Here is a 279-nt window from a genome sequence, read left to right on the forward strand (position 1 = left end):
ATCTCCCAAGGCTAAATACTCCCTAGTGACCGATAGTGAACCAGTACCGTGAGGGAAAGGTGAAAAGCACCCCGGAAGGGGAGTGAAATAGTTCCTGAAACCGTGTGCCTACAAGTAGTCAGAGCCCTATGTTTTTTCTAACGAAAAAACCCGGGTGATGGCGTGCCTTTTGTAGAATGAACCGGCGAGTTACGATTACATGCAAGGTTAAGTTGAAGAGACGGAGCCGCAGCGAAAGCGAGTCTGAATAGGGCGAATTTAGTATGTAGTCGTAGACCC

General features: G+C 48.4%; 1 rRNA gene. It reads left to right on the forward strand.

The window, feature by feature from the left end:
- Window positions 1-279, forward strand: a 23S ribosomal RNA gene (locus G6554_RS25430); the annotation flags it as partial.

Source organism: Bacillus sp. MM2020_4, from assembly GCF_011250555.1.
Taxonomy (GTDB): domain Bacteria; phylum Bacillota; class Bacilli; order Bacillales; family Cytobacillaceae; genus Neobacillus.